The 25,195-nt window shown below is 30.9% G+C and carries 23 protein-coding genes; 17 read left to right on the forward strand and 6 right to left on the reverse strand.

The genetic code is table 11. The annotated features are described in order from the left end of the window. Positions 1–6: 6 nt before the first annotated feature. Both B3040_RS05760 and B3040_RS05765 read left to right on the forward strand, forming a co-directional pair. Positions 7–807 (forward strand): M55 family metallopeptidase, encoded by an 801-nt coding sequence (locus B3040_RS05760; RefSeq protein ID WP_291571098.1) that lies wholly within the window; start codon positions 7–9, stop codon positions 805–807. A gap of 34 nt (positions 808–841) precedes the next feature. Then, positions 842–1,777 (forward strand): S66 peptidase family protein, encoded by a 936-nt coding sequence (locus B3040_RS05765; RefSeq protein ID WP_291571100.1) that lies wholly within the window; start codon positions 842–844, stop codon positions 1,775–1,777. Positions 1,778–1,862: 85 nt separating this feature from the next. Here B3040_RS05765 and B3040_RS05770 read toward each other — a convergent pair whose 3' ends face one another. After that, positions 1,863–2,468, reverse strand: coding sequence for a DUF3793 family protein (locus B3040_RS05770; RefSeq protein ID WP_291571103.1), 606 nt, complete (start codon positions 2,466–2,468; stop codon positions 1,863–1,865). Between the two features lie 335 nt (positions 2,469–2,803). Between B3040_RS05770 and B3040_RS05775 the strand changes: the two genes are divergently transcribed. Beyond that, positions 2,804–3,847, forward strand: a complete 1,044-nt coding sequence (locus B3040_RS05775) for a DNA polymerase IV (RefSeq protein ID WP_291571105.1) — start codon at positions 2,804–2,806, stop codon at positions 3,845–3,847. 234 nt (positions 3,848–4,081) lie between these two features. On the opposite strand, the gene B3040_RS05780 is transcribed toward B3040_RS05775, so the two are convergent. Beyond that, complete coding sequence (locus tag B3040_RS05780; RefSeq protein ID WP_291571107.1) at positions 4,082–4,630, reverse strand: ECF transporter S component; 549 nt, start codon at positions 4,628–4,630, stop codon at positions 4,082–4,084. Positions 4,631–5,010: 380 nt separating this feature from the next. Between B3040_RS05780 and B3040_RS05785 the strand changes: the two genes are divergently transcribed. The 12 genes from B3040_RS05785 (at position 5,011) to B3040_RS05840 (ending at position 19,248) form a co-directional block, all read left to right on the forward strand. Beyond that, positions 5,011–6,771: a MutS-related protein gene (locus B3040_RS05785; RefSeq protein ID WP_291571108.1), complete on the forward strand. Its 1,761-nt coding sequence runs from the start codon at positions 5,011–5,013 to the stop codon at positions 6,769–6,771. Positions 6,772–6,790: 19 nt separating this feature from the next. Then, entirely contained in the window at positions 6,791–7,372 is a 582-nt protein-coding gene (locus B3040_RS05790) for a DUF1836 domain-containing protein (protein ID WP_291571110.1), read from the forward strand. A gap of 440 nt (positions 7,373–7,812) precedes the next feature. After that, positions 7,813–9,552, forward strand: coding sequence for a peptide ABC transporter substrate-binding protein (locus tag B3040_RS05795; RefSeq protein ID WP_291571113.1), 1,740 nt, complete (start codon positions 7,813–7,815; stop codon positions 9,550–9,552). 85 nt (positions 9,553–9,637) lie between these two features. Beyond that, the gene (locus B3040_RS05800) at positions 9,638–10,594 is read left to right on the forward strand and encodes an ABC transporter permease (RefSeq protein WP_291571115.1); all 957 of its coding nucleotides are present in this window, start codon (positions 9,638–9,640) and stop codon (positions 10,592–10,594) included. An 18-nt stretch (positions 10,595–10,612) separates the two neighbouring features. Beyond that, entirely contained in the window at positions 10,613–11,530 is a 918-nt protein-coding gene (locus B3040_RS05805) for an ABC transporter permease (RefSeq protein ID WP_291571116.1), read from the forward strand. Positions 11,531–11,545: 15 nt separating this feature from the next. Further along, a complete protein-coding gene (locus B3040_RS05810; RefSeq protein ID WP_291571119.1) occupies positions 11,546–12,565 on the forward strand; it encodes an ABC transporter ATP-binding protein in 1,020 nt (339 codons plus the stop codon). A gap of 26 nt (positions 12,566–12,591) precedes the next feature. Continuing rightward, complete coding sequence (locus B3040_RS05815) at positions 12,592–13,533, forward strand: ABC transporter ATP-binding protein (protein ID WP_291571168.1); 942 nt, start codon at positions 12,592–12,594, stop codon at positions 13,531–13,533. A 57-nt stretch (positions 13,534–13,590) separates the two neighbouring features. Beyond that, entirely contained in the window at positions 13,591–13,941 is a 351-nt protein-coding gene (locus B3040_RS05820) for a hypothetical protein (protein ID WP_291571121.1), read from the forward strand. A gap of 354 nt (positions 13,942–14,295) precedes the next feature. Beyond that, the gene (locus tag B3040_RS05825; RefSeq protein WP_291571123.1) at positions 14,296–15,408 is read left to right on the forward strand and encodes a M20/M25/M40 family metallo-hydrolase; all 1,113 of its coding nucleotides are present in this window, start codon (positions 14,296–14,298) and stop codon (positions 15,406–15,408) included. Between the two features lie 303 nt (positions 15,409–15,711). Further along, positions 15,712–16,710, forward strand: coding sequence for a M42 family metallopeptidase (locus B3040_RS05830; protein ID WP_291571125.1), 999 nt, complete (start codon positions 15,712–15,714; stop codon positions 16,708–16,710). Between the two features lie 398 nt (positions 16,711–17,108). Continuing rightward, positions 17,109–17,609, forward strand: coding sequence for a hypothetical protein (locus B3040_RS05835; protein ID WP_291571127.1), 501 nt, complete (start codon positions 17,109–17,111; stop codon positions 17,607–17,609). A 25-nt stretch (positions 17,610–17,634) separates the two neighbouring features. Continuing rightward, positions 17,635–19,248 carry a carbon starvation CstA family protein gene (locus tag B3040_RS05840; RefSeq protein ID WP_291571128.1) on the forward strand — a complete coding sequence of 538 codons (1,614 nt, stop codon included), beginning with the start codon at positions 17,635–17,637 and terminating at the stop codon, positions 19,246–19,248. Positions 19,249–19,463: 215 nt separating this feature from the next. Here B3040_RS05840 and B3040_RS05845 read toward each other — a convergent pair whose 3' ends face one another. Further along, the gene (locus B3040_RS05845; RefSeq protein ID WP_291571130.1) at positions 19,464–20,693 is read right to left on the reverse strand and encodes an aminopeptidase; all 1,230 of its coding nucleotides are present in this window, start codon (positions 20,691–20,693) and stop codon (positions 19,464–19,466) included. 210 nt (positions 20,694–20,903) lie between these two features. On the opposite strand from B3040_RS05845, the gene trhA reads away from it, so the two are divergent. Continuing rightward, on the forward strand, positions 20,904–21,557 hold the full coding sequence (gene trhA, locus B3040_RS05850; protein WP_291571132.1) for a PAQR family membrane homeostasis protein TrhA: 654 nt from the start codon (positions 20,904–20,906) through the stop codon (positions 21,555–21,557). A 448-nt stretch (positions 21,558–22,005) separates the two neighbouring features. Then, the gene (locus B3040_RS05855; RefSeq protein WP_291571134.1) at positions 22,006–22,194 is read left to right on the forward strand and encodes an aspartyl-phosphate phosphatase Spo0E family protein; all 189 of its coding nucleotides are present in this window, start codon (positions 22,006–22,008) and stop codon (positions 22,192–22,194) included. 63 nt (positions 22,195–22,257) lie between these two features. Here the strand turns inward: B3040_RS05855 and B3040_RS05860 are convergent, their stop codons facing one another. The 3 genes from B3040_RS05860 to B3040_RS05870 all read right to left on the reverse strand — a co-directional run bounded on the left by B3040_RS05860 (position 22,258) and on the right by B3040_RS05870 (position 25,017). After that, the gene (locus tag B3040_RS05860) at positions 22,258–22,749 is read right to left on the reverse strand and encodes a GerW family sporulation protein (protein WP_291571136.1); all 492 of its coding nucleotides are present in this window, start codon (positions 22,747–22,749) and stop codon (positions 22,258–22,260) included. Between the two features lie 14 nt (positions 22,750–22,763). Next, positions 22,764–23,321, reverse strand: coding sequence for a hypothetical protein (locus tag B3040_RS05865; protein WP_291571138.1), 558 nt, complete (start codon positions 23,319–23,321; stop codon positions 22,764–22,766). 400 nt (positions 23,322–23,721) lie between these two features. Continuing rightward, positions 23,722–25,017, reverse strand: coding sequence for an NCS2 family permease (locus B3040_RS05870; RefSeq protein WP_291571140.1), 1,296 nt, complete (start codon positions 25,015–25,017; stop codon positions 23,722–23,724). Positions 25,018–25,195: the final 178 nt, after the last annotated feature.

Below are 25,195 nucleotides of genomic sequence, written 5' to 3' on the forward strand. Positions count from 1 at the left end.
CTTTTTATGAAAATATTTATTAGTGCAGACATTGAAGGAACTACAGGGGTTGTGAATTGGGATGAAACAGAAATTGATAAGGAATTCAGCAAATATTTTTGTGAGCAAATGACAAAAGAGGTTAATGCTGCTTGTGAAGGAGCTATATCAGGGGGAGCAGAAGAAGTTTTTATAAAAGATGCTCATGGACCAGCAAGAAATATTAATCCTTCTAATTTACCAGAGAATGTTAAAATTATGAGGGGATGGGCAAGAAATCCACTAATTATGATGGCAGGACTAGATGAGACCTTTCAAGGGGTTATATTTACTGGGTATCACTCAGCAGCTGGGGAAAATGGGAATCCATTAGCTCACACTCTAAATGGGAGCATACAACATATGTATATCAATGGAGAAGTTGCTAGTGAGTTTTTAATAAATGCATATACAGCAGCGTATTATAATGTTCCGGTGTTATTTTTAAGTGGAGACAAAGCCCTTTGTCAGTCGGTGAAAAAAATAAATAAGAATATAAAAACTGTTGCTGTTAGTGAAGGTATTGGACAGGGATCTATTTCAATCCATCCCAATCTAGCAATAAAAAAGATTAAAGAACAAGTATATGAAGCTGTTAAAGATGATTTATCAAAGTATATTGTTGAGCTTCCAAAGTTTTTTAGTGTAGAAGTTAAGTTCAAAGATCACTTTATTGCATACAAGGGTGGTTTTTATCCTGGAGCAACTCAGGTAGATGCTAAAACCATTAAGTATGAAGCAGAGGACTATATGGATGTGCTCAAGTTTATATTCTTTGCAGTGAACTAAGACAATCTCTTGAATTTGAAAAGGGGGGCAAAAGGTGATAAAACCTAAACAATTAAAAAAAGGTGATACCATAGGAATAGTAGCACCAGCAAGTCCAACAAGGAAACCTAATAGTATTGAAAAATCTATTAAGGTTTTAGAGAGTCAAGGATTTAATGTAGTAGTTGGACAGAGCTGTAGAGAAAAGTATGGGCATTTATCAGGTAGCGATGAAGTGAGAGCAAGAGATATTAATAACATGTTCAGGGATAAAAATATTAACGGGATTTTTTGCATTAGAGGGGGTTATGGCACACCTAGAATACTAGATATGCTAGATTATGATAATATAAGGAAAACTCCAAAAGTTTTTCTTGGTTATAGTGATATTACAGCTATTCATATAGCCTTAAATCAAATTTGTAATTTAATAACTTTCCACGGTCCAATGACGGTTTCTGATATGATAGAAGACTTTGATGATTTTTCAAAAGAAAGTTACTTAGAGGCAATAAGTTCTACATTGCCCTTAGGCAAACTCTTTAACCCTGAAGGAATAGAAATCAAAAGTTTAAATTCAGGAAATGCTAAGGGAAAAATAGTGGGTGGAAACTTATCTTTAATAGCTTGCACATTAGGAACACCTTTTGAAATAGATACAAAAGGAAAAATACTACTAATGGAAGATATAGGTGAGTTTACTTATTCAATAGATAGAATGCTTACCCAACTTAAATTAGCAGGGAAATTTGAGGATTGTAATGGTATAATTCTTGGAGACTTTAAAGATTGCAAACCAGAACACGAAGGTTATGGACTTTCCTTATTTCAAGTATTTAAGGATATTATAGCTTCTGCAAACAAACCAACAATATATAATCTTATGGCAGGGCACTGCTCTCCTAAAATAACTATACCACTAGGAGTTGAGGCTATTGTTGATGGAGATGCTTGTAGTTTAACTATAGTAGAAGCTGCAATGATACCATAATAAAATAATAACAGAATAAATTATTAGAAAAGGCTGCAGTTAATATTTGCAGCCTTTAAAATATGAATTATTAATGAGAAAATAATTATAAAATTATTTCATCCAAAAAAAGGTTATCGCAAAATATAGTTCTTATTATATCTAACTTAGCTCTATCAAATTTTTCAAAAGATTCTAGGGCTGAAGATTTATCATGATAAACCTTCCAATAACCACATAATAGAAATGGTTTGTTAGGATTATTTATAAAGGTTTTTACATCTTCAAGGGGGAAGTCTAAAAAAACACCTAGTTCATGGGGACAGTTCATAATATCATATCTGCTTTTTAAAGTTATAAGATAATCATTTAAAGAACCTTCAGGGTTATAGGTATACTGAGAAAGAAATTCTACTACCTCATCATTGCTAAGTTTCTTTTCAAGGAGTTTTTCGTCATAAAATAGTATTGCTATATAATTTTTTGCTTCTCTAAGTTCAAAAGCCTTTATACCTAGTTCCTTTAAAATTTCATCTTTATATATATACCAATTTTTCTTTGCATTTCTATCATAATTACATAGAGTAACAGTACTTGAAGCCTTAAAGCCTTTTAAAGTAGGGGCACAATTATAAGCAATTATACTTTTCATATAATCTTTTTCACTTAAAGTAGTTAAAGCACTTCTAAAAGCTTTTAAAATAGTACTCATAATAACCACTGCTCCTATAATTTGATTTTTAATTATTATAAATACAACATTGACAGAATCATTTATTTTAGAGTTAAAGCACTTTTTTCAAATCATTTAGGGAAATGAGCCACCTTTTAGTATGAAGTTTGTAAATTTTATTTCTTATAGGATATTAAAATCTCTTACACGTAGTATGTGTTTTTAATAGAATTTCTATGTTTTTTATAAAATTATGAGAACATAATTATAAATACTATAGGTAGAAAAGTTTGTTAGACTCCCAATAGTCTTGATAAGTTCTAATTATAAATAGTAAAATATAATGAGTATAACTATAAGATAGGATGGTGAAAATGGAGCGAGTGATTCTACATGTAGATATGGACGCTTTTTTTGCAGCGGTAGAAGTTATGGATAATCCCACTCTCAAAGGGAAGCCAGTTATAGTTGGAGGTACTTCAGAAAGAGGCGTTGTAGCCACTTGTTCCTACGAGGCTAGAAAATTTGGTGTAAGGTCTGCAATGCCTACTTATATAGCAAAAGAAAAATGTCCACATGGAATTTTTATACACCCAAGACATTATAGATATGAAGAAGTTTCTAATGAAGTATTTAAAATTCTTTATTCTATTACGAAAAAAATAGAGCCAGTTAGTATTGATGAGGCTTACTTAGATATAACTGATTTAAAAGAAAGCCCAGAAATAATAGCCACTAAGATAAAATATAAGGTAAAAAAGTCCTTAGGGCTAACCATTTCTATTGGAATTTCCTACAATAAGTTTTTAGCAAAGCTTGCTTCTGATTGGAATAAGCCTAATGGTCTTAAAATAATAAGTAGAGATATGGTTCCTAAGATTTTATTTCCATTGACCTTAAGCAAGGTTCATGGCTTAGGGCAAAAGTCAGTAAAAAAATTAAATAATATTGGAATATTCAATGTGGAGCAGCTATATAATCTTCCAAAAGAATTATTCTATGAATATTTTGGGAAGTTTGGTGGAGAAATATATGATAGAATTAGGGGAGAAGATAATCGACAAGTAGTAACCTTTAGGGAAAGAAAATCTGTAGGACGAGAAACTACATTAAAAAGAAATACTCAAGATAAGGAAGAACTAAAATTGTATATTAAAGCTTTTTCTTCCCATATTGAGGAGTATTTGCTGGAAAACAATCTTAGTGGAAAGACCCTGACCTTAAAACTTAAAACAGCTTCTTTTGAAAACCATACAAAGAGTAAAACCTTAAGTAAATATATTTCTTTAAAAGATGAAATTTATGAAGAAGGCTGTAAAATAATTGAAGAGTTTGAATTAAAAGAAGATATAAGGCTAATTGGTATTTCTATAACTTCATTAAAAACCAATGAAATTCAACAATTAACATTATTTTAAGTATGTATAAAAGTTGTAACAGTATTCCCACATTATTAAATAAATTAAAAACAACTTATATGAAATATAATGCAAAAGTAGGTTTATTAATAGTAGAGTTTCTTTATCACATTCTTATGTATATCAGAGGAGAAAGCATTTTATTAATTCATAAATAAGGGCTTTATCATTAAAAATGTAGGGAACATGAAAATCTCCACATATTTTTGGTGATAAAGCCTATAAATTTATTGGCTATTGATTGAAATCATTATGAATAGCATGTCTTTTAGAAAGTAAGGCGAATAATATAAGAGCAAAAACTCCTCCAGTAATGCCAGTTATAAGTTGGGGAGTGCTCATCATTATTGCAAGCTTAGCTAACACTTTTCCAGGAATGTTAACTCCAAACAAGGTAACTAACTTAGAAGCAGAAATACTTAGGAATAAATATTTACCAAATGAACCAAGAAGAATACCTATGTAATTACCAAACTTAAACTTTGAGACTGAATTAAATAAAATCACATAAATAATGTTACCCAAGATAATAAAGGGTATGAATGGTGCCATAGGTGGAAGCAATTGTCCAACTGTCCAAGCAAGAATGGGTGTAAGAACTCCTGTTAAAGCTCCCCACTTTATACCACACAATATAGTTGTAAGGATTAAGATTGAATTTATAATTGGGCCAACTAAGAATTGATTAATTTGTGGAAAATTTCTTCCTAAGAATTGAATAACTATAGCCACGGCTAAAAGCATTGATGTTATTACAAGATTTTTTGTCTGTAGTTTTGGCATGATTAACCCCCATTTAAAATTAATTATTTTATATAGTAATATTATACATAAAAGTGCTAAGTTTGGCTATTATGGGTATAACTAGATTTAACTTCATAAAATTTTAATTAAAGTAGATTTTTTATAAAGTTTATAATGGATGAAGTTAAAAGTAAAAATACTTATTCCAAATGTTAAATTTATACACTATAATAAGGTTATGTCGAAAATTAACATCATCCTCCAATGCTATATAGAGTTATAAATATAAGTTAACAGCTTGAGAATGGGAGTTAAGGATTCTGTGAATAGTTTTAATTCATGAAAATAAATCATAATTAGATTAATTTTTAAAGCAATAAAAATTATAGAACTTACTGGGTATGAAAGAGGGGAAGAATATGAAAAATAAAGCGAGATTTTACCAAATCCTATCGAGAATATTTATTGGATTTTTATTTATTGGTGGATTCTCTACTTTTGTAATTTATGATAAAGGAATAAGTAGTACAGCTTATTATTTCACTATCATATTAGCTTTGCTGTCAGCAGCTTTAGCTTACTATTTTCACAAGAAGCATAAAAGAACTATTAGTGTTATATTTCTTAAGGAGAATTGGCCAAATACCATAAAAAGAAAAGTTAATCTTGAAGATGTAAAAAAGTATTTTTCTTTTATTATGAAAGAAAAACTTGATACTTATTTTATAGATGATCAAACTTGGACAGATTTAGATATGAATGATGTGTTTTTAAAAGTTGATAATAGTATAACAACACCAGGACAACAATTGCTATATACCATTTTAAGGAGTCCATTATTTGAGGAAAGCAAACTTAAAGAAAGAGATAAGATAATTGAATATCTTAAAGCAAATACTAATATTAGAGAGGACCTTCAGGTTGCTTTATTAGATTTAGGAATGCAAAGAAATGGAAACATTTTAGAACTTTTTAATAAGGAAAAGGCTAATACAAAACTTAAGATTCTTTATGACTTTTTAGGAATAACGCCTTTATTAATTTTGCCTTTTTATTTTGTGTATGGCTCAGCAATACTGTTACCCTTTATAGCTATGTATTTTATTAATACCTATATTCATTATAATATAGGTAGAAAAATTGTTGATGGTGTTAACTCTATTTCCTATCTTGGAAATTTAATTGTAGTAAGTAAGGAGATAGCTAAAGATAATAATGAAGAACTGAAAAGTTATATTGAAGAGCTAAAACTTAACTTAAAAGATATAAAAGGAATTGGCAAGCATTCAGTCAATATCAATAGGGTAGAGGGCTTGGATGTTTTTGGAGATTATGTAAATGTACTGTTTTTAACTAAACTACGTTCATATTACAAAGTTGTAGATAAAATTTACGATTACAATGAGAACATAAAAAATATTTATAGGATTGTTGGAGAATTAGATAGTTTAATCTCTATCGCTTCTTATAGAGAAAGAATAAAAAGTTATTCAAAGCCTGAATTTGATTACAAAGAAAATTCTTTAAAGTTAATAGATGCAGTACATCCGCTTATTGAAAGTCCTGTTTCAAATTCAATTAGTATTAATAAAAGCGGTATTATTTTAACTGGGTCCAATATGTCAGGTAAATCTACTTTCTTAAGAACTGTAGCTATAAATGCACTCTTTGCTCAGACTATATATACTACCTTAACCAAAGAATATAAGGGAACCATGTTTAAGCTTTTAACCTCCTTAAGCCCAGAAGATAGCGTAAAAAAGGGAAAGAGTTATTATTTGGGGGAAGCAGAAGCCCTTCTTCGAATTTTAAATTCCTTTGAAGAAGATATAACTACTCTTGCCATGATTGATGAGATATTTAGAGGAACTAATCCAGTAGAGAGAATCAGTGCTTCTGCTGAAGTACTTCAGTATATATCTAAAAATAATGCTTTAGCCCTAGTTGCAACTCATGATTTAGAATTAACAGAGATGCCTAATGATAATTATCACTGTTATTACTTTAGCGAAGATGTAGATGATAAGGAAGGTTTAAAATTTGACTATACAATTAAATCAGGAGTTTCTCCTACGAGAAATGCAATTAAGTTATTAAAATTCATTGGTTATCCTAATGAAATTGTAGAAGGAGCTAATGAGAGAATTAATAATCTAGTAAATAAGAAAACTCAAATATAATAAATGCAAGAGGGATAATATGAAATTTAATAAAGAAGAATTAATAGAAATTTTAAATGACTTAAAATTAGAAGAGGAAATAGACTTATTGGATATACCTCAATTGGATTTGTATATGGATCAGGTTATACAATTATTTGAAAATAATCTTTCACATTCGAAGAGAAATAAGGAAGATAAACTTCTCACTAAAACCATGATTAACAATTATACGAAAGATAAGCTTTTAATGCCCGTTAAAAATAAAAAATATACTAGAAATCATGTGATTTTAATGATATTAATATATAACTTAAAACAAAGTCTTTCTATAAATGATATTAAAGTATTATTCAACAATATAGTAAATAATCTTCAACAAGAGGAAAATTCACAAATAGACCTGATAAAATTCTATAATAAATTTATGAAAGTTAAAAAAGAGCAAATTCTTAGTGAAGAGACTTTCTTGAATCAAATGATATGCAAAGTTGAGGAGGTATCAAGTGAAGGAGATAACAAGGATTATGAAAATATACTCTTAGCTGTGCTTACCTTAATAAATTCAGCAAATATTCAAAGAAGAGTTGCTGAGAAGATAATTGATAAGTATTTTATGTAGTTTTTATAAAATATAAGATTTCAAGAAAAAGGGTAATTTGTCCATTTTTAAAAAATTAAGAAGTTAAGGCAAATTAATAGAATAAGTTAATTTAAAACTTTAGTTTCCTATAGAGTAGTAAATAAGAAAAAATAAAGCTGTTTTAGTAAATAGGGCTCTTATATTAAGAGCTTAATGCTAAAGCAGCTTTTTATGTTAATTAGGTAAAAAAAGTTTTACAAGTTGTAAACGTAAAATTAAAACTAAAGACTTTTAACTAAAAAATTTTAATGAAAAATAAAAATAGTAATATTTTAATCTTTATTAAAATACTATTAATTATGGTAACAAAGTTTAGTGACCATAAAAAATAAGAATCCATATGTAATTTAAAGTTTTTGAATATAGCTCTTATAAGCTTAAGAGTTATATATATTTTAAAATTATAAGGGGGTAAAAAAATGAAATCAAAAAAGTGGCTTAGCATGCTGCTAATAGCAACTATGGTGGGGACATCATCTCTTGCATTTACAGGCTGTAAGAAGGACAAGGCTACAGAACCAAATTCCGGTACTGATAATAAACCAAGTCCAACAGAAACAGTAAAAAGAGATGAAAACCAATTCTTGAAATTAGTTTTCATTGAGCCAGAAACTCTTGATCCAAATGAAGCAGCAGATACAAGTTCTTTTACTGTAATCAATGCAACTCAAGAAGGTCTTGCAAGAGTTAAAGTTGTCAATGAAGAAGATAAAATAGAACCTGCTGGGGCTAAAAGTTGGGAAGTTTCTCCAGATGGATTGGTTTGGACTTTCCACTTAAGAGAAAACCATAAATGGAGTGACGGAGTACCAGTTACAGCACAACATTATGTAGACTCTTTCAAAAGACTGCTTGATAAAGATAAGGCTTTCCCTTATGCATATTTTGTATATGAAATAAAAGGTGCTAGAGCATACAACGAAGGCACAGGAAAGGCTGAGGATGTAGGGGTTGTTGCTAAGGATGATAAAACCTTACAGATAACGCTTGAAAGACCTACACCATATTTTGAGAAAAAACTAAACTTTACAGCCTTCTTCCCAATAAGACTTGATGTAATAGAAAAAGGTGGAGAGAATTGGAAGACCGATCATACAAAGCAAGTTTATTGTGGACCATATAAAATTAAAGATTGGGTAAGAAATAATAGTATTTCTTTTGAAAAGAATACAGACTATTGGGACGCTGAAAATGTTTACGTAAAAACAATAGAAATGAATGATATCCAAGAATTCTCAACTCAAGCTCAATTATTTGAATCTAAGGAATTAGATGTTACTGGAGCAAGACAAGAGTATATTGAAAAATGGACAGAAAAGGCTAAAAAGGGTGAATTCGTTGCGGGAGTTGGGGACGTAGCAACTTCTAACTATGTTGGTTTCAACAATGAAGGTGGACCAAGTGGAATAATGAAAAATAAAAAAGTAAGGCTTGCTTTCGCAATGGCTTTTGATAGAGAAGAGTATTTAAAAACATTACTTGGAAGATATACTCCAGCTTATGGGTGGGTACCAAAAGCTCTACACTCTGATAAAGATATCTATAGAGATGTTACTAAAGAACAGTTAAAGGATATGGCGACTGAGTATGTTAACAAGCCAGAAAAGATACAAACTTTACTTAAAGAAGGACTTAAAGAACTTGGAAAGGATACAAGTGACTTAAAGAACATAAAAGTTAAGTTTGTAACCTATGGTGATACTGCAGCTTCGAAACAATCTCAAGAGTGGTGGGAGCAACAGTTTGAAAAGAATTTAGGAATCGACTTACAAGTTGAAGTTTTGGGCAACTATACACTATGGAAACAAGCCATAGATGATATGAAATATGACATTATGACTTACGGTTGGGTTGGAGATTTTGACGATCCTATTAACTTCCTTGATATGTGGGTTTCTAATAGTGGAAATAATGGAGTTAAGTTTAGTAATGCTGAGTATGACAAGATTGTCAAAGAACTTGATAATGAGGCAGATCCTGCAAAGAGATTAAAAAAATATCAAAGACTTGAAGAAATATTAGTTAAGGAAGAGGCTGGTATAGCACCATTGTACTATGGCGATACAAGAAGATTCCTACAAAACTATGTTAAAGACTTTATGTATCCAAAGTTTGGGCCAACTTACGAGTGGAGATGGGCTTATACTGAGGGCAGATAGCAGCAATTGTATGCACATGGGTTCATTAGAAGCCATGTGCATTATTTAAAACAAGGGATTTACTTATTATAAAGGAGGGAAATTTATGGTTGGATATACAATCAGAAGATTTTTAGAAATGCTATTGACACTTTTTATCATAGCAACTGCTACTTTCTTTCTATTAGAAGCTGTACCTGGTGATCCGCTAACTCAAAAGGTCCAAAAACTACCCCCAAACATAAAGGCTGCAATGTATGAAAAATATGGATATGATAAACCAGTAAGTGATAGATATATGAAAGCTATGACAGGTATAATGAAGGGTGATTTTGGACAATCAATAGTTTATCCTGGTCAAACAATGAAAACTATAATAAAACAAAAGCTACCTGTATCTGCAAGACTTGGAATACAACAAATGGTGGTAGGATTAAGTCTTGGAATTTTACTAGGAATTTTAGCAGCTATGAAAAAAGGCACTTGGATAGATTACTCAATTATAACAACTGCAATATTGTTTATTTCCATTCCATCCTTTGTTTTTGCATTAGGACTTCAAAAAGTTTTTGCAGGAGAACTTGGATGGTTCCCAGTAATAGGTTGGCCAAAAGGTAAAGACTTATGGTTTGGTGGGTGGAAGTATACCGTATTACCAACTTTATCTGGTTGCTTTGGTTATATTGCAGGTTATTCTAGACTCTTAAAAACATCCATGCTAGACATTATTAATCAAGATTATGTGCTAACTGCAAAATCAAAAGGACTTTCAGGAAAAAGTATTATTTTTAAGCATATATTAAGAAACTCAATGATTCCAATAGTAACAAATCTTCCTTTAACTATAGCAATGTGTATAACAGGATCTTTCTTTATAGAGAGAGTATTTTCAATACCAGGTCTTGGACTTTATTATATTGGAGCGGTAAGTGGGCAAGATCTTCCAATAGTAATGGGTGAAACCATCATACTTACTGGGATTTATGTAATATGCTTATTTGTTACTGATATTTTATACCCAATAGTAGATCCAAGAATAAGAATTACAGGTGGAAAGAGATAGGAAGGGGGAAAGCTTACAATGGAAGAGTTAAAAAGAGAAGAATTTGAAGTTATTGGCTGTGATGATGCAGATGCAGACATGATTAATAGGCCCAATATAACTTATTTTCAAGATGCTTGGAGAAGGCTTAAGAAAAATCCAGTTGCAATGTTTGCTTTAGGATTATTAATTTTTTTAACTATTATGGTTATAGTGGGACCCTATATCAGCGGGAAAGAATTTCTAGTAGTGGATCCAAGTAAAAAAAATTTATCTCCCTCAAGTGAGTACTGGTTTGGTACTGACATACTAGGAAGAGATTTATTTTCAAGAATTTGGCTCGGTGGACGAATCTCTATAGCTATTGGGCTTGTGGCAACTGCAATACAAGTAATCATAGGCTGTTTCTATGGTGGAATAATGGCATACTTTGGAGGCTGGGTAGATGAAGTTATGATGAGAATCATAGAAGTTATCACTAGTATTCCTGGATTACTTTTAACCATATTAATGATGGTGGTTTTAGGAAATAGTATTGGAACTTTAATTATCGCACTAACTATTACTGCTTGGTGTGGAACTGCCAGAATGATAAGGGGACAATTAATGCAACTTAGAGAAAGTGAATATGTACTTGCGGCTCAAGTTTTAGGGGCTTCACCTACAAGAGTAATAGTTAAACACTTGATTCCTAATACAATTGGAGTACTTATACTAAATATTGCTTCAAGTATACCAGGTTATATTTTTGGAGAAGCTTCTTTAAGTTTCCTAGGTATAGGACTTCAACCTCCAAATACTAGCTGGGGTGTTTTAATATCCTATGGACAACAAGCTATGGAATTTTATCCATACCAATTAATATTCCCATGTATAGCGCTTTGTTTAACAGTTTTAGCCTTTAATATACTTGGAGATGGGTTAAGAGATGCCCTAGATCCAAGGCTTCGTCAATAATAGGAGGGATGAACTATGGAAAAACAATTAGTAGTAAATAATTTAAAAGTATCATATCATACCTATGCTGGTGAAGTACAATCTGTTAGGGGTATGTCCTTTGATGTAAACAAGGGAGAATGTGTTGCTATAGTTGGAGAATCAGGTTGTGGTAAAACCGTTACTTCAAAAGCCATAATGGGATTAATTCAATCTCCTCCAGGTGAAATAAAAAAAGGCAGTGAGATAATATTTAATGGAAAGAACTTATTGGAATTTTCTGAAAAGCAGTGGGAGGAATTTAGAGGTGGAGAGTGTAGTATGATTTTCCAAGATGCATTAACAGCTCTCAATCCTACTATGAAAGTTGGTAAACAAATTGCAGAAAACTTAATTATTCATAGAGGCATGAAAAAAGAAGAAGCTTTAAAAGAAGCTATAAAAATGTTGGATTTAGTTGGTATTCCTAATGCAGATAAAAGGGTGCAGCAATATCCTCACCAATTCTCTGGAGGTATGAGGCAAAGAGTTATGATTGCTATAGCTCTAGCATGTAATCCAAGTATACTTATTGCCGATGAGCCAACCACCGCCTTGGATGTAACAATCCAAGCTCAAATCATAGATATAATAAAAAATCTTCAGCAAAAAATGGGAACTGCAGTAATTCTTATAACTCATGACCTTGGGGTAGTAGCAGACTTAGCTAATAGAATATTTGTTATGTATGCTGGAAAACTTGTTGAAAAGGGAACCTTTGAAGAAATATTCTATAGTCCTAAGCATCCGTACACTTGGGCTCTTTTAAAAGCAGTTCCAAGGCTTGATAATGATGAAAAGGAACAATTAGTATCTATTCATGGAACTCCACCAGATTTGATTGCACCTCCAAAAGGATGTGGATTTGCCCAAAGATGCCAGTACTGTATGAAGATTTGTACAACTAAAGAACCACCAATTTTCAAATTTGGGGATGAGCATACTGCAGCATGTTGGCTTCATCACCCAATGACTCCGAAATTAGACTTACCTTTTGAAGTGGGAGGTGCTCTATAGTGGATAAAAATAACAATCCAGTAGTAATGGAAGTAAAGAATCTAAAAAAGTATTTTAAAATTGGGAAAAAAGGTATATTAAAAGCTGTAGATGATGTGAGTTTTATTATAAGAGAAGGAGAAACCTTAGGGCTTGTAGGAGAATCAGGTTGTGGTAAAACCACCTGTGGAAGGACTGCTATAGGAATGTATGCTAAAACTGAGGGATCAGTTATTTACAAGGGTAAGGAAGTTCATTCTTTAACAGGTAAAGAAAAAAAAATATTTTCTAAAGAAGTTCAGACAATATTTCAGGATCCATATGCATCTCTAAATCCAAGAATGACAGTAGGAGATATTATTGCAGAAGGTATTGATATTCATGGCCTGGCAAAAAACTCTAAAGAAAGAATAGAAAGAATAAATAACTTATTAAAACTTGTAGGACTTAATAAAGAGCATGCAAATAGATTTGTACATGAGTTTTCAGGAGGGCAAAGGCAAAGAATTGGAATAGCAAGAGCTCTTGCAGTAGAACCAAATTTTATAATGTGTGATGAACCAATTTCTGCCCTTGATGTATCTATACAGGCTCAAATTGTAAATCTTCTTATGAATTTACAGAAAGAAATGGGATTGACTTATCTATTTATTGCTCATGACCTTTCAATGGTTAAGCATATATCAGATAGAGTTGCGGTTATGTACCTTGGTGCTATGGCGGAACTTACTGAAAGTAAGGAACTCTATAAAAATCCACTTCATCCCTATACTCAAGCTTTATTATCAGCAATACCAATTCCTGACCCATATGTAGAGAGAGCGAGACAAAGAATTATGCTAGAAGGTGATGTTCCAAGTCCAATAAATCCACCACCAGGATGTAGGTTTAGAAAAAGATGTAAATATGCAACACCTAGATGTGCTGAAGAAATGCCACTTCTTAAAGAAGTTGGAGTGAATCATTTTGTAGCATGTCATTTATATTAATTAGTGTAACTACTTTAATAAAACCTCACAAATTTTACAATATAGGAAGGTATAGCAATGGATAAAATTATAGGTCTTATGAGGGATATAATAAAATCACTTATTGTAGGTTTCACTGTCTCTTTTGTTTTAGTAATACTATCCGGAATAGGCAGTTTCTTATTTAGTCATGGTAATATAATAACAATATTAGATACAATAAAGAATACTTTGTTTTTTATTGGTGCCATGGGGTTGTTTGTTTGCGCAGGATTTATTGCTAAAAGAGAAGCTAGAAGGCCCTTGAAAAATAAAAATGCATGGAAGGATCAATTTAGAGTAATCCACTTTCCTAGTGTCATTGGGATTATTGATATCACTATTTTATTTGCAGGAGTACTTTTTGATAGAGTAATATTTTATTTATAAAGTGGCTGACTAAAATACCCTAGAAATTCACAGGAAAATTTCTAGGGTATGTTACTATAAATATTACAAATTAGAATTTTTACGATTATATCTTAACTTATAAAATATTATATAAGTTTTATTAAGAAACGAGTTAGTGAACATTGTTTTTTAAAAATCCAGCACTATTTAGGAGTAATATTACAATTATATATTCAAGGATTGTAAATATATCAGAGATATGGTGATTATTCGTAAAAATATTTTACAATTAAAAACTAAAATAAATAAATCCTAAATATTTACTTTCTTTGCTGGTATTGCTATACTAAGGGTATTGACAAATAGAAAATTAACTTTTAAGGAGGAAATAGAATGATTAATAAGGAAAGAATTACTAATGAGTTCTTAAAGTATGTACAAATTGATAGCCCAACTCAAAAAGAAGGTAAATTTGCCAAGTTTATTTCTGAAGAACTTACAAAATTAGGATTAGAAGTTTACATAGATGGTGCTGGTGAAAAAGTAGGTTCTGATACAGGAAATGTTATTGCAAAACTTAAAGGTACTAAAAATGTACAACCTATATTATTTAGCTGTCATATGGATACAGTTTCTCCAGGTGAGGGAATTAAACCTATAATAAAAGATAATGTAATATATAGCGATGGAACCACAATCCTTGGTGGAGATGACAAAGCTGGAATAGCAGCTATTTTAGAAGCTATTAAAGTAATCAAAGAAAACAACATAGAGCATGGACCTATTGAAATAGTATTTAGTATTTATGAAGAAGGTGGCCTTTTCGGTGCTAAAAACCTTGAATATGATAAGATAGCTTCAAAACTTGCCTTTGTACTAGATAGTGGCGGAGACATTGGAGAAATAGTAATAAAAGGACCAGCACAAGATAAAATTGATGCAAAGATTATTGGTAAACCTGCTCATGCGGGAGTTGCACCTGAAGAAGGCATAAGTGCTATTCAAGTAGCTGCTTCTGCAATTAATAAAATGAACTTATTGAGAATTGATGAAGAAACTACGGCTAATATTGGAATGATTAATGGGGGAAAAGCAACTAATATTGTTTGTCCTGAAATCATTGTAAATGCTGAAGCAAGAAGTTTAAATAGTGAAAAGTTAGATAAGCAAACTGCTCATATGGTACAATGCTTTGAAGAAGCAGCAAGGGAATACGGTGCAAAAGTAGAAGTAACTACTGAAAGAATGTATGGACCATTTATAGTAGCTGAAGATGATGAAGTTGTAAAGCTTGCAAAAAAAGCTTGTTCAAATATGGGAGTACCAACAAGCCTTAAAGCAACTGGTGGTGGAAGTGATACTAACATTTTAAACGGAAATGGAATTAAAGCTGTAAATTTAGCAATCGGAGAAAGAAAACCACATACATTAGAAGAACATCTAAGAATTGAAGATCTTGTAAAAAGTGCTAACTTGGTTATGGAAATAATAAAAGTAGTTGAATAAGTTATAAGAAATGTAAAAGCGTAAAGAAAAAAGTTCTTTACGCTTTTTATAATGTGTGAAAATCTTCTATATTAATGTTTGGCAATATGATTTTTAGTTGAAGTTAGTAAATAAAAATTCATCCTTAATTGGATTAGATTTTTGAAGAAAGTTTCTGAAGAATAGTATGGTTGTTTTGTGAATAAACCTTTAGGGAGTCGAATATTTTTAGTCACGAAATAGTTTGTCATATTACCTAATAAGTGGTAATATAATAATGAAGTCAAAATATTAAATAAATAGTTTTTAAAAGGGGGAAGACTAATGTTGTTAAATCAATTGACACAGGCCTTTGGTGTTAGTGGCTATGAGAAGGAAGTAAGGGAAGTTATTAGAGAAGCTGTAAAGGAATATGCAGATGAAATAACTGTAGATCCACTTGGAAATCTTATAGTTTATAAAAAAGGTATTGGGGAAAATAAGAAAAAAATAATGGCAGCTGGACATATGGACGAAATAGGTTTTCAAGTTATCAAAGTTGATGATAAGGGTTTAATAAAGGTAAGAGGCTTAGGTGGAATTCCTGTTCCAGCAACAGTGATGAATAGAGTTCAATTTAGAAATGGTACAATTGGAATAGTTTCTAGTACTGTTAAAATCGAAGATATTAAGAATGACATTAAAAAGTTATATATAGATATTGGAGCTCAGTCCAAAGAAGAGGCATTAAAGTATGTAAAAGTAGGTGATGTAGCTTCATATGTTGGAGAGTACTTAGAATTAAAAGATAGTAATGTTACTGGGAAAGCGCTAGATGATAGAATTGGCTGTTATATCATGATTGAGGCTTTAAAGAAAATAGAAAAACCTTACAATGATTTATACTTTGTATTTACAGTACAAGAAGAAGTAGGACTAAGGGGCGCAACTGTAGCTGCTGAGAGAATAAACCCTGATTTAGGAATAGCCCTTGATGTTACTGTAGCAAGTGATTTCCCAAATGCTCCTGAAGTAAGCAATAGCTTAGGTGGAGGAACTGCTGTTAAGGTATCAGATGGATCAGTAATATGCAATGAATATTTAGTAGAAGAAATGGTGAAGTGTTGTGAAGAAAACAATATAAAGTACCAACTTGATGTAATTGATGGTGGTGGTACTGATGCAGGTGCAATAAACAGATCTAATTTTGGTGTAAGAGCAGCAGGCATATCAGTGGCTACTAGGTATGTGCATGGACCAAATTGTTTTGTAAATATGAAGGACACAGAAGCATCAATAGAACTTTTAAGTAAATATGTGAACAGAGAGTTTATATTTGAATAAAAAAATAAACTAAGTTTAAAAGGTTAGTAGGAAAACTACTAACCTTTTATTAATATTTGGAAGATGATAAAGTGAAAGCAGGGCAATTATATAGAGAAGATATCTTAATATAGTTAAAACTACAATAAGAAATGTTTTAGATAAATAAGTTTATTGTTTTGGTATAATCTTAAAAGAAAAGTAATAATATTATAATGTAGACAAAGATTACAGTATAAATGCTTATGTGGTACCAAGAAAATAGAGGTTAAAATTGTTATCAATGGAAATCTTAAAGCTGAAGTTAAATAATAGAATTACTAAGGAATAAATGCTCTTAAACTTAGAGTGTTTATTCCTTAACTGTTTTTAGGGTTTAGAATTTGATCTAGTTTTAATTTTAAGTTTAGGAGGATTACATGGAAAAAAATAATTATTTAAATTTGATAAATGAGAGATTTAAAAGACACTTTCAGGTGAAAAGTAATCAACTTATTTTAGGAGAAAATATTGATATTTGTGCAAGATACAGCGAGACTACAGGGAGAACCTTTATAACGCAAAAAGATATTATTGATAAATTTGAGGTAAATGAATATTGTTTCATTAAGATATTAGAAGGAGTTAATTTGGATACTCTTCAAAGCTTTACTGAGTTCTTAAAACTGTTAACAGTAGATTTTGTGAAACCACACAAGGATCATAGAAGTACAAATATAACAGGGGTGTTGGTTTGTGAAAAATCAATAAGTAAAGACATTGAGTTCTTTGTAAAGAAGTTTAAGTATAGTAAATATTATAAATTTTATTTGCAGGGATACAGTGATATTAGATTAATAGTAGTAGATTTAACTAATAAAATTGCTGTTGCAAATAAAAAAGGAGAAGTGGTGAAAAAGGTGTATTCACCTACACCTTAAAATAAATTTATAAGGGGGCAATTATATGAATTCATTACTACTTATTCTTGGAGCTGTGATAATTTTTATTGTGGCTTATGTTACCTATGGAGCTTGGCTTGCTAAAGAATGGGGCATAGACCTAAATAGAAAAACACCAGCTCATACAAAGTACGATAATGTGGACTACGTACCAGCAGATGCTAAAGTTCTTTTAGGACATCATTTTTCTTCAATTGCAGGAGCAGGGCCTATTACAGGACCAATCCTAGCATCTATCTTTGGGTGGCTACCAGTATATCTATGGATAGTTATTGGAAGTATTTTCGTTGGTGGAGTTCATGATTTTGGATCTTTATTTGCGTCTATAAGGCACGAAGGGAAATCCATTGGGGAAATCATTCATACAACTTTAGGAACAAAAGGAAAGAAGCTATTTAATATTTTTGCTTGGGCAACTTTAATTTTAGTTGTAGCTGCTTTTACGGATATTTGTGCTTCAACTTTTGCTTATGATCCTAATAATCTTACAGGAGCACAAGCAGGAACCGCATCTATATTGTTTATATTTTTAGCTATGTTATTTGGGTTCTTTGTCTACAGAAAGGGTGCTAAACTTAGTCTTGCTACAGTAGCAGGGGTTGTGCTATTATTCGTCTGTATTTGGATTGGATATAAATATCCATTTATCAAACTTTCAAAGATGGGATGGAATATTGTACTTATAATTTATATATCTTTAGCTTCTATACTACCAGTTTGGATACTACTACAACCTAGAGATTATCTATGCTCTTTTCTATTATATGCAATGCTTGCTGGTGGATTAGTTGGAATATTTATTACACACCCAACTATGGAAATACCTGCATTTGTAGGATTTACAGTTAAAAACCAGACACTATTCCCATTCCTATTTGTTACTGTAGCTTGTGGAGCGGTTTCTGGCTTCCATGCTCTTGTAGGTTCAGGCACTTCTTCTAAACAACTTAATAAAGAAGGGGATGCTAAGTTTGTAGGTTATGGAGCTATGCTTATAGAAGGAATTGTAGCTGTTGTTGCTCTTATTGCAGTGGGATATGTAGCCAAGGCAGAAGGTACTCCAGCTAATATATTTGCAAACGGATTAGCATATTTTATGAATAGTTTTGGTCTTTCAGTAGAAATTGGAAAGGTTTTTGTTATTCTAGCTTTCTCAGCTTTTGCATTAACAAGTTTAGATACTGCTACAAGAATAGGAAGATATATATTCCAAGAGTTCTTTGATGAGGCTTCAGAGAAAACTAAAAAAGTAGGTCAAAATATATATGTATCTACAATCATTACTGTAGCTGCATCTTGTGTTATATTAGTATATGGATATTCAAAGATATGGCCAATTTTTGGCTCAGCTAACCAATTACTTGCAGCACTTGCATTATTAGCACTAACCTCTTGGTTAGTAAGCATGGGTAAGAAACATACCATGGTACTTTTGCCTATGATCTTAATGTTCTGCGTAACTCTATCTGCTCTAGTACTACTAATTAAGCAGTATATATTTGGAGCAACAACTAATTTTATTCTTGGTATATTTGCAATTGTGTTATTTGTATTAGCTATTATTCTTTTAATAGAGGCCTACAATGTGTTTATCCGAAAAAAGGCAATTAGGAAGTAGAATAATCTATATTATGACTGTATCTTTGAAAAAAATAAAGAATTCATTATAACATTTCACTATATTTAATCTAACTAGGATTAAATTGAAACTCTGTATATAAATCATAGCCCTATACTTCTAAGGTTAAGAAGTATAGGGCTTAAAAATTTGTAATATTTAATTTAAGAGAAATTATATTATGAGTTTTTATTATTAAATTTTACTGTGAAAACTTAAAATGCCCAATTTCCATTTTGGAATACATGAGTTTCGTTTCCATCTGCACTTATTCCTGTAATAGATAGATCCTCAGTTCCTATCATGAAGTCTACATGAGCTAGAGAATAGTTTCCACCAGCTTTTTCTAACTCTTCTTCACTCATTTTTTCTCCATCCTTCATGCAAAGGGAATAAGCTCTCCCTATAGCTAAGTGGCAAGAAGCATTTTCATCATATAGAGTATTGTAGAAGATAATTCCACTGTTAGAAATAGGAGAATTATAAGGAACTAATGCTACTTCACCAAGATAATGAGAACCCTCATCTGTGCTAATTAAGTGTTTAAGAGTGTCATAGCCGCTTTCAGCAGTAAAATCTACAATTCTACCCTCTTTAAAAGTTATAGAAAAGTTATCTATGAGATTTCCACCGTAGTTAAGGGGTTTTGAACTATAAACTATACCATTAACACCAGTTTTCTTTGGCATTGAAAATACTTCTTCAGTAGGCATGTTAGCAATAAATTCTACACCTTCCTCGTTATTTTCAGCTCCACCAACCCAAAGATGATTTTCAGGAAGCTCTAAATGAAGGTCAGTACCTTTTGCATTTTTGAAATGAAGGGTTTTGAAATTCTTAGAGTTCAAGTAATCCATTTTTTCTTTTAAGTTCTTTTTGTGATTTTCCCAAGCTAAAACTGGGTCTTCTTGATCTACTCTAACAATTTTAAATATAGCATTCCAAAGTTTTTCAATAGCTTCTTCCTTTGAAACCTCTGAGAATACTTTAGATGCCCATCCTTCTGTTGGAATTGAAACGATAGACCAAGAATTTTGATTGCTCATTAATCTTGCATTAAACTTCTTCAGTGCTAATGAACGAGTCTTTTGAGCTTTAGCAATTCTATCTGGATTTACATCCTTTAATAGCTCAGGATTTGATGCGGAAATACTTAAGAATCCTGCACCTTGCTCAGCATAATGCATGAAGGAGTCTACTTGCCACTGAGGCATAGTTTCAAATACTTCTTCCGGAGCATTAATGAATCTAATTTTAGCTGAAAGCTCATCACTCCAGTGAACTATAACTTCTTTTGCTCCTGCTCTATAAGCTTCTTCCATTATCATTCTTGTAAAAGGAGCACACTCAATAGGAGACATTATAACTAAAATTTGATTTTGTTGAAGATTAATTCCAGTTTTCACAGCTAATGTGGCATATTTTTTTAAAAAATCTTTATTCATAAATTATACCTACTTTCTATGTAATACTTTATATTTATATTTTCACATAAATTTCAATAATTTACTAGAATGTTTATAAAATATTATAAAAAAATAAATAATAAAATAATAAATGTATTGAAATTTATATTTTTAGTGTATAATATAAATATGATGAAATGTAGTTAACAAAACTATGTGTTGAAGTTTCTTAAAATGGAGGTAAAGTATATGAAAAAATTTAGAGAACCTGTTAGTGGATTTACACATTTATTTGGAGCAATTGTTTCTTTGGTAGGATTAATTGCTCTTTTGTACAAACAACTTACCTTAGGTAGATATACTAGTTTTAGCCTTGTATCTTCTATGATTTTTGGATTAAGCCTAATATTTCTTTACACAGCAAGCTCAACTTATCATTTAGTTATTTCAAAAGAAGGGGTAATTAGATTTTTAAGAAAATTAGATCATTCTATGATATTTGTTCTTATTGCTGGAACATACACCCCGATTTGCTTAATAGCTCTTCAGTCGTATTGGAGATGGGGAATTTTTTTCACAATTTGGGGCCTTGCTATTATGGGAATAATTTTTAAGTTGTTATGGATAGATTGTCCATCTTGGTTATCAGCAACATTATATGTAGGAATGGGGTGGCTTGCCATAGTTGCATTCTCTCCACTTTCAAAGGCTCTTGATCCAGCAGGGCTCTTGTATTTAGTGCTGGGAGGAATATTATATACCGTTGGTGCTGTAATATATTGCCTAGAGAAAAGAAACAAAAAAAGAACTTTCGGTGCTCATGAGATTTTTCATATATTTGTGTTGCTTGGAAGCTTAAGCCATTATTGGTTAGTATTTAGATATATTATTACACTAGTGTAAAATTATTATAATAGAAACTTTGCTTTTATATAGTGTACTTAAATAAATAAAAACTTCTAAGATTTTATATTTATATTTGAATCTTAGAAGTTTTTAGTGTAATATAATATAAAACATGTTGAAATATAATTGTAAATAGTGAATTTATTTATTGAAAATTATGGGGAAATCAATTATAATCATCTATACAGTAGACTTTAGAATATTTATAATTTGTTAGGATTAATTATGGCATATTTTAACTAAGATATGTACAGGCCTTTAATGGTCTTTTTTTATAACCTTTTTTACAGAAGTAATAATAATTTTTAAGTAATAAATAATTAAAGTTAAATTAAAATGAAAAATCGGTTTTTTGGTAATAATTATATAAAATATGGAAACTCTATTTATAAACTAATTAAATCTTTATGTTAACAGTGAGTACTACAGTTATAGGAGGGCATATATGGGAAAGGTAGATGAGAGATTATTAGAGTTAGAAAAGCGAATAGAAGAGGTAAGAGAAATATTAAATGAAGCCTGTATAACTTCAGAAGATGACAAAAAAACACTTTTTATTAGTCAACTTTTAGATGACCTAATTGTAGAATACTTCAAAGTTGTGGAAGAAGATAAGATACTAAGATATAAATAAATGATATATTTAAGTAAAACCGTATATCAATTTTAAATTTGATATACGGTTAATTTTTAAATTCTAGCTTTGTTGGTTAGAAGAATTTTGCTTGTCACTTGACATTCCTTGAGATTTAGTATTTTTAGAATCACCTTGCTGACCTTTTGATGAGCCTTGATTATTATTTTGATTCATCATTCCACCATTAGAAAAGCCTTGGCTTAAACTAGATATAGCATCTGGAAGTTTATTCATCAACTGTTCCATATTGTTTTTTTCATTAACAGGAAGCATTGATACTGAGTCATTTTCAATAACCATAACAGCATTAGTAGTAACTCTTGCACCTAACCCCATACCGTTAGTGGCATTATTTGCATTGTTAGAACTATTGTTTTGAACTTTAGTAGACATACCGGTGCTACCGTAGCCCATGGTTACTGACATAACTGGAACTAGGGTTTTGTTTTCTACTGAAAGGGGATTACCTAATACAGTATCAGTACTTACAAAATCGTGAAGATCTGTGAACAAGGTATCCATGTTATTTGTAAATGTTGTTTTTTCGTTCATATCAATATCCTCCTTTATTTTGCCCTTTGTAAAACAGAGTAATTTGACTCTTGTTTCCTAAAATTTAATACTTTCATTATTGTAGGGATGGCATTAAAAAGAGCTGTTGCCGTTACCTTCCCATAATCATAATCAGGATTAAAATTTGCATTGTTATTTAGTTCAACAACCTTTGATGACTGAGCCACTAACTCAATGGCTCCAAAAATCATTCCTGTTATGGAAGGATCTATAAAACCATAGTAAGCATCAAGTTTTAAAAAAGTTGGGGTTAATACTTTTAAGAATTTTAAAGTATTGATAAAACTCTTATAATTTTTTTCTGCACTTTTGTTTATAATTTTAATTTTAAATAAATAAACATTAACATAAGTGGTATGATCATTCTTAGCTATAACGCATTTAAATATTGGATTCATCCAATGAATACTCAGATGAAATTTTGAGTACTCTTCAAGATCAAATCTAAAAAAGGCCTTTATTGGCACTAGTGTTAATAATACTAAAGTCATGACTAAAAAGGTAACGGTAATTAATATTAACAATACTAAAATGATAGTTAATATGTACATAATAACATCTCCAATGCTAATTGAAATGTGATAAGAAACATGCTTCATCATTATTATGACACTGAATTAAAAAAGTATTAGATGTAATTTCTAGGGAAAATCTCATTACTTATGAGATTTGTAAATGCACTACTTAATTACATAATGCTAGGATAAATCGATTTTTTTAAAGCCATTAAAAAGATAAGTTTAATTTATTTAACTATCATTGAAAAATTATTTGCATATCAATAAACATAACACTTAATTGGAGTATTTAAATCAAGTTTGACAGGAAACTAAAGTTGTTGGTATTTTTTTTATTAATTTACATTGGCTTTGTTGTTACAAAGCTTTAATCTAGCACACTTTTCTGCATAAAAAAGATCCACCTTACACAGGTAGATCTTTTTTGTGATTTTTAATGTATGAAAAATTTTAATAAGAATAATCCGCTAATAACATAGGTAGCAAAGGATATTTCCTTAAACTTACCTGTAGCAACTTTTATTATAACGTAAGAAATCATTCCAAAGGCAATTCCGTCTGCAATACTATAAGTCACTGGCATTATTATTAAAGTAATGAATGCAGGGATAGCTTCAGAAAAGTTAACTAAATCTATATCTTTTATTGGTTCAAGCATAAATAATCCAACTAATACTAAAGCTGGTGAAGTTGCTGGAGAGGGAATCATTAAAAATAATGGTGATAAAAATAATGCAATAATAAACATTATTGAGGTAGATACTGCTGTAAGACCAGTTCTGCCACCTTCAGCCACTCCAGAAGCGCTTTCCACATATGCAGTTAGAGCACTAGTTCCTAAGCAAGCACCAACTGTAGTTCCAATTGCATCAGCAAGTAAAGCTTGTTTTGCTCTCGGTACATTTCCATTAACATCTAACATATTAGCCTTAGTTGCTACACCTACAAGAGTTCCTATAGTATCAAACATATCCATAAACAAAAGTGTGAATAAGACAACTGCCATATCTAAAGTAAATACATGAGTCCATTCAAAGTTAAAGAATGTAGGTGCAACAGATGGAGGCATACTTAAAATACTTTTTGGTATTTGAGTAATTCCCATTGGGATTCCAATAAGTGTAGTTGCAATAATGCCGATAAGTAGGGCACCTTTAACTTTTCTAGCAACTAGAATACTAGTTAAAATAATTCCAATGATAGCTAATATTGTATAAGGATCCTTCAAGTTTCCAAGGGCAAGAAGAGCACCGCCTTCAGGATGAACAACTATATGTGCATTATCTAGTCCAAGAATAGCAATAAATAGTCCTATTCCTACAGAGATTGCTCTTTTGATATTTAGGGGAAGACTATTTATAATAGCTTCACGAACATTAAATACAGTTAGAAGTATAAAAATTAATCCTTCTAAAAACACAGCAGTCATAGCAAATTGCCAAGAATATCCCATTACTTTACATACAGTAAAGGCAAGAAAAGCGTTAAGGCCCATTCCAGGTGCAGCAGCAAAGGGAAGTTTTGCATAAATTCCTATTAGTAAAGTTGCAACTATTGATGAAATGGCTGTTGCAGTAAATACTGCTCCAAAATCCATACCAGCTTGAGATAAAATACTTGGATTTACTACTAGTATGTAAGCCATAGTCATAAAAGTAGTTATACCTGCTAATACTTCAGTTTTAAAAGTAGTATTATTTTCTTTTAATTTAAAATATGATTCAAACATTTTCTAGTCTCCTTTTATGAGTTATGAAATTCAGTTATTACCATTGTCTATATTATCAAAAACCGTAAAGTTAATCAAGAGAGAATACGAACAATTTCGATAAAATTCTACAAAATGTTTTGCGATTTTTTTATTAATAAGGTTATTTAATAAAAAAATTAATTATATAAATAGTTTT

Source organism: Clostridium sp. UBA4548, assembly GCF_002387895.1.
Lineage (GTDB): Bacteria > Bacillota > Clostridia > Clostridiales > Clostridiaceae > Clostridium_J.